The organism is Micromonospora sp. NPDC023888 (assembly GCF_040639415.1).
GTDB lineage: Bacteria > Actinomycetota > Actinomycetes > Mycobacteriales > Micromonosporaceae > Micromonospora.
In genome coordinates, this window is record NZ_JBEZZW010000049.1 from 46,992 (window position 1) to 53,890 (window position 6,899).

Below are 6,899 nucleotides of genomic sequence, written 5' to 3' on the forward strand. Positions count from 1 at the left end.
CCGATGGAAGTGACCATGAGCTCTGCTGACGTAGCGGCCACCATCGTCCGGTTGTACGAGTCGATGGTCGAGGCGCACCCCGACGCGCCGGTGATCAGCGACGGGGAGCGGGTGTGGTCGTACCGGGAGCTGAACTCCGCCGCCAACCGCATCGCCTGGTGGTTGGTCGAGCGCGGCGCCGGGCCGGAGCAGACGGTGGGCGTCGCCCTCGACCGCGGCCTCGAACAGGTCGCGGCGCTGCTCGGCACGCTCAAGGCGGGTGCCGTGTATCTGCCGCTCGATCCGGTCCTTCCGGCCGAGCGCATCAACCACCTGCTGGCCGACGCCACACCCAACCTGATCCTGGACGGCGACGCCACCGGCTGGGCCGGGCAACCGGACGACAACCCGACGGCGCCGCTCACCTCGGACAGCCTGGCCTACGTCATCTACACGTCCGGCTCCACCGGGACGCCGAAGGGCGTCGGGGTCACGCACGGCAGCATGGTCAACCTCGCCCGCACGGTCACCGACCGGTACGCACCGGGCGAGGCCCCGCGCGTGCTGCAACTGGCGTCGCTCGGCTTCGACGTGGCCATCTGGGAGTTGCTCACCGCGGTCGCCACCGGCGGCACCCTGGTCGTCAGCCCGGCCGAGCGGCTCTCCGGCGACGATCTGCTCCGGGTGCTGCGGGAGCAGCGGATCACCCACGTCACGCTGCCGGTCCCGGTGCTGGCCTCGCTGCCGCCGGATGCCGAGAATCAGCTGCCCGACCTGACCACTGTGCACATCGGTGGGGAGACCTGCCCGCCCGAGCTGGTGCGTCGGTGGTCGGCGGGCCGCCGTCTGATCAACGGGTACGGCGCGACCGAGACCACTGTGGCCACCACCCTCACCGCGCCGCTGACCGGCCCGGACGCCCCGATCGGCCGGCCCATCGACGGCACCCGCGTCTACGTCCTGGACGACACCCTGGCGCAGGTCGACCCCGGAACGGCCGGCGAACTGTACGTCGCGGGCGCCAACGTGGCCCGGGGCTACCTGCGCCGGCCGGGCCTGACCGCGTCCCGGTTCCTCGCCGATCCGTACGGGCCGCCCGGGTCGCGGATGTACCGCACCGGCGACGTCGGCCTGATCCGCCCCGACGGGCAACTGGAGTTCCTGCGCCGCGCCGACGACCAGGTCAAGATCCGCGGGGCCCGGGTGGAGCCCGGTGAGCTGGAGGCGGTGCTGCAGCGCCGGACCGACGTCGTGCACGCGGCCGTCACCGTGCGACCGGACGCTCGCGGGGAACGGCAGTTGGTCGCCTACGTCGTGCCGGCCTCGGCCGACACCAGCGCGACGGCACTGCGCGACGAGCTGCGCGGCGCGCTGCCGTCGTATCTGGTCCCGGCCAGTGTGGTGCTGCTCGACAGCCTGCCGCTGACCCCGAACGGCAAGGTCGACCGCGACGCCCTGCCCGATCCGACGTACACCTCGGCCGGACTCGACCGGACCGCGCGCAGCCCGCTCGAAGACCTGCTCCGGGTGCTGTTCGCCGAGATCCTCGGGGTGCCGCAGACGGGGTTCGACGACGACTTCTTCGACCTGGGCGGGCATTCGTTGCTGGCCGGCCGGTTGATCGGGCGGATCCGCGGCACGCTCGGCGTCGAGGTCGGCATGAAGGACTTCTTCGCGAGGTCCACCCCGGCGGCCCTCGCGGCGTACCTGCAACGGCAGGAGGTCGGCGCGACCCGCCCGGAGCTGACCCGTCTGCCTCGGCCCGAGCGGATCCCGCTCTCCTTCGCGCAGCAACGGCTCTGGTTCCTGCACCGCCTGGAAGGGCCGTCGGCGACCTACAACATGCCGCTGGCCCTGCACCTGACCGGCGAGGTCGACACCGGCGCGCTCGCCGCGGCCCTCGCCGACGTCATCCGCCGCCACGAGCCGCTGCGCACCCTCTTCCGCGAGGTCGACGGTCAGCCGTACCAGCAGATCCTGGACCCGGAAGAGGTACGCCCGGACCTACCCGTCCGTCCGGTCGACGCGGCACGGCTGGACGAGGAGCTGCGTCGCTCGGCGCGGCACGAGTTCGACCTGGCCCGGCAGCTCCCGGTCCGCGCCGAGCTGCTCACCGTCAGCCCGGACGAGTCGGTGCTGATGCTGGTCATCCACCACATCGCCGGCGACGGCTGGTCCGGGGCGCCGCTCGCCCGGGACCTGGTCACCGCATACTCGGCCCGGCGCAACGGGGTCGCACCGCAGTGGCTGCCGCTCCCGGTGCAGTACGCCGACTACACGCTCTGGCAGCGCGCGATGCTCGGCGTCGAGGACGACCCGACGAGCCCGTTGAGCGAGCAGCTGCGCTACTGGCACGAGCAGCTCGCCGACCTGCCCGACGAGATCACCGTGCCGGGCGACCGTCCCCGTCCGACCGTCGCCACGTACCGCGGCGGCGTCGTTCCCATCACCATCGACGCCGACCTGCACGCCGGCATCTCGGAGCTCGCCCGCGACAACGGCGCCACCGTCTACATGGTCCTGCAGGCCACCGTCGCCGCGCTGCTGACCCGGCTCGGCGCGGGCACCGACATCGCCATCGGCGCCGGTGTCGCCGGGCGGTCCGAACCCGCCCTCGACGATCTGGTCGGGCTCTTCGTCAACATGCTGGTGCTGCGCACCGACACCGCCGGCTCCCCGCGTTTCACCGACCTGCTGCACCGGGTGCGTGACACCAGCCTCGGCGCGTACGGCCATCAGGACGTGCCGTTCGAGCACCTGGTCGAGAGGCTCAACCCGCAGCGGGCCGCCGGCCGCCAGTCGCTGTTCCAGATCGCCCTGGTCCTGCAGAACAACACCTCGGTCCCGTTCGACCTGCCCGGCCTGCGGGTACGCGCCGAGCAGATACCGACCGGAACCGCCCGGTTCGACCTGTCGCTGAGCGTCAGCGAGCAACCCGACGGGATCAGCGGCACCGCGGAGTACGCCGCCGACCTCTACGACCGCGCCACGGCGGAGGCGGTCGTCGAGCGCTGGATCCAGTTGATCCGCCAGGTGGTGGCCGACCCGGGGCGTCGGGTCGACACCTTCGACGTCATCACCCCGGAGGACGACTCCCGGCTGGCCGGCTGGCGACGCTACGAGCGGGACGTCCCGCCGGTGACCTTCGGCGACCTGTTCCAACGGCAGGTGGCGGCCACGCCGGACGCGATCGCCGTGAGCGACGACAGTGATGTCTGGACGTACCGGGAGTTGAACCGGTACGCCAACCACGTCGCGGGCCGGCTGATCGACAGTGGCATCGGCCCGGAGGACCTGGTCGGCATCGCCATGCCGAGGTCCGCGCGCCTGGTGGCGTCCCTGCTCGGGGTGCTCAAGGCGGGTGCCGCGTACGTGCCGGTGGACCTGGTCTTCCCGCCCCGCCGCAACCGGCACGTGCTCACCGACTCGGCCCCGCGGCTGGTGTTGACCTCCCGTGCCGGTGCCGAGAACCTGCCCGCCGACCTGACGTGTGAGCTGGTCCTGGTCGACGACTGGGGGGCGGGCCGGGACGACGACCCCACCGACGCCGACCGGGTGCGGCCCGCGAACGTCGACAGCCCGGCGTACGTCATCTACACGTCGGGCTCGACCGGGCAGCCCAAGGGCGTCGTGGTGACCCACCGCGGTCTCGCCGCCTTCGCCGAGACCCTGCGGGAGCGGTGTGCGGCGGGAGAGAACGACCGGGTGCTGCAGCTGTCGTCACCGAGTGTGGACGCCTCGGTGCTGGAGATGGTGTGGGCGTTCAGTTCGGGGGCCCGGCTGGTCATCGCCAGCCAGCACCGGCTGGCCGGCGAGGAACTGGCCGAGGCTCTCGCGGAGCAGCGCATCACCCACGCGCACATCCCGCCGTCCGCGTTGAGCACCATCGCGGCGGAGGCCGCCGGACGACTGCCGGAGTTCCGGCTGCTCAGTGTCGGCGCCGAGGCCTGCCCGCCCGAGCTGGTCCGGCTGTGGCTGCCGGGGCGGGACGTCGTCAACGCGTACGGCCCGACCGAGTGCACGATCGCCGCCTCGCACACGTTCCCGCTGGCCGAGGCGCGCGCACCGATCGGCCGGCCGATGATCGACTCTGAGTTGTACGTGTTGGACGAGACGCTCCGGCCGGCGGCTCCGGGCGTGCCCGGCGAGTTGTATATCGGCGGCGCCGGCCTGGCCCGGGGCTACCTGCGCCGGGCCGGGTTGACCGCGTCGCGGTTCGTCGCGAGCCCGTACGGTGCGCCGGGGGCCCGGATGTACCGGACCGGCGACGTCGTCAGGTGGAACGCCGACGGTGAGCTGGAGTACCTCGGGCGCTCCGACGAGCAGGTGAAGGTGCGCGGCTTCCGGGTCGAACCCGGCGAGGTCGAACGCGTCCTCGCGAACCAGCCGTCGGTCGACCGGGCCGTGGTGGTGCCGCGCCGGGACCGCTCGGGGGCGGTGTCGCTGGCGGCGTACGTGGTGCTGGCCGCGCAGGCGTCGCCGGACGGCGTCGACGACCAGCTCTCCGAGTGGAACGACATCTACGACCAGGTCTACGCCGGTTTCTCCGGCGACGCGGGCAACGACTTCATCGGCTGGAACAGCTCCTTCACCGGCGACCCGATCCCCGTCGAGGAGATGCGGGAGTGGCAGCGGTCCGCGGTGGACGCGGTGCGGCGCTTCGGGCGCGGCCGGGTGCTGGAGATCGGCTCGGGCTCCGGTCTGCTGATGACCCCGCTGGCCGATGCTGTCGACGAGTACTGGGGAACGGATCTCTCCCAGGTCTCGATCGACCGGCTGCGCGCCTTCGCGGACGCCCGCGGGTGGGATCACGTGCGGCTGTCCTGCCAGCCGGCGCACGACGTCACCGGCCTGCCTCGCCGCTACTTCGACACGGTCGTCATCAACTCGGTGGTGCAGTACTTTCCGAGCGCCGACTACCTGCGCGATGTGCTCACCCAGGTCATGGACCTGCTCGCCGACGGCGGCCGGGTGATCGTCGGCGACGTCCGGCACTACGGCCTGCTGCGGGTGTTCCACGCGGCGGTGCACGACGCCCGCGGCACGCAGGGGCTGCGCGCGGCGGTCGAGCACGCCATGGCGGTGGAGAAGGAGCTGCTGCTGGCCCCCGAGTTCTTCACCTCGATCGAGCACCCGGCCCGCACCGCCGTCGAGGTGGCGCTGAAGGGCGGGCAGGCGTCGAACGAGCTGACCGGCTACCGGTACGAGGTCGTCCTGCACACCGCCCCGGCACGGCAGCTTGCCACGCTGCCCGTGCTGGTTTGGGGCCGGGACATCACCGACCTGGACGAGGTGACCGGCCCGGCGCGGCTGACGCGGATCCCGAACCCGCGGCTGGCCGGTGGGGTGGCCGCGGTGCGGTCGCTGGATGGCATGGACGCGGTGCCGGCCTCGGTGGGCCGGCAGCTCGAACCCGAGGCGGTGCGGCGGTGGGCGGCGGAGCGCGGCCTGCGAGCGGTGCCGACGTGGTCGTCGAGCGGGTGGAACCTGTACGACGTCGTGCTGACCGACGCCGCCGAGGCGGAACCCCTGGCCGACGTGTATCGCCCGGTCGACGGCGTCGAGCTGGCGAACGTTCCCGCGGTGGCCCGTACGGCCGGCGAACTGGTGTCGGAGCTGCGCGCCACGGTGCAGGGGTTGCTGCCGGACTACCTGGTCCCGGCCACGATCACGCCGATCGAGCGGATCCCGGTCACCCCGAACGGGAAGATCGACCGCCGGGCGCTGCCCGATCCGGAGGTGATCGTCTCCCATGGACGCCGCCCGCGGACGCCGCTGGAGCAGATCCTCTGCGAGCTGTACGCCGACATCCTCGGCCTGGAGCGGGTCGGCGTCGACGACAGCTTCTTCGACCTGGGTGGGCACTCGCTGTTGGCCACCCGGCTGACCAGTCGGATCCGCTCGGTGCTGGGCGTCGAGGCACTCCTGCAGCAGATCTTCGCGGCGCCGTCGCCGGCTGAGTTGGCGGTGGTGTTGGGGGAGTCGGGTGGTGGTGTGCAGGTGGCGTTGGGGCCGGTGGTGCGGCCGGTGGTGTTGCCGTTGTCGTTTGGGCAGCAGCGGTTGTGGTTTTTGCACAGGTTGGAGGGGCCGTCGGCGACGTATAACTCGCCGTTGGTGTTGCGGTTGTCGGGTGTGTTGGATGTGGCGGCTTTGCGGTTGGCGTTGGGTGATGTGGTGGGTCGGCATGAGTCGTTGCGGACGGTGTTTGGGGAGGTTGATGGGGTTCCGTGTCAGCGGGTTTTGGAGGGTGTGGGGGTGGATTTGCCGGTGGTGGAGGTGTCGGGGGAGGAGGAGTTGTCGGGGGTTGTGGGGGAGGTGGTGCGGTATCGGTTTGATTTGGGTCGGGAGATTCCGGTTCGGGCGTGGTTGTTTGTGGTGGGTGTGGGTGAGTGGGTTTTGGTGTTGGTGTTGCATCATATTGCGGCGGATGGTGCGTCGTTGGGGCCTTTGGCGCGGGATTTGGCGGTGGCGTATGGGGATCGGCGGGTGGGTCGTGGTCCGTCGTGGTCGGCGTTGCCGGTGCAGTATGCGGATTACACGGTGTGGCAGCGTCGGTTGTTGGGGGATGAGGGGGATCCGGGGAGTGTGTTTGGGCGTCAGTTGGCGTATTGGCGTGGGCGGTTGGGGGGTTTGCCGGAGCAGGTGACGTTGCCGCCGGATCGGGTTCGGCCGCAGGTGGCGTCGTATGCGGGTGATGTGGTGATGTTCGGTTTGGATGCTGGGTTGCATGCTGATTTGTTGCGGTTGGCTCGGGTGTCGGGTGCGACGTTGTTCATGGTGTTGTTGGCGGGGTTGGCGGCGGTGTTGACGCGGTTGGGTGCGGGTGAGGATGTGCCTGTTGGTAGTCCGGTCGCGGGTCGTACTGATGAGTCGTTGGATGAGTTGGTTGGTTTTTTTGTTAATACGTTGGTGTTGCGGGT

1 protein-coding gene is annotated in these 6,899 nt (G+C 71.1%); it reads left to right on the forward strand.

The annotated features are described in order from the left end of the window. Positions 1–15: 15 nt before the first annotated feature. Positions 16–6,899 (forward strand): amino acid adenylation domain-containing protein (locus AB0F61_RS30505; protein WP_357816777.1); only part of this gene is annotated, 6,884 nt, incomplete at its 3' end.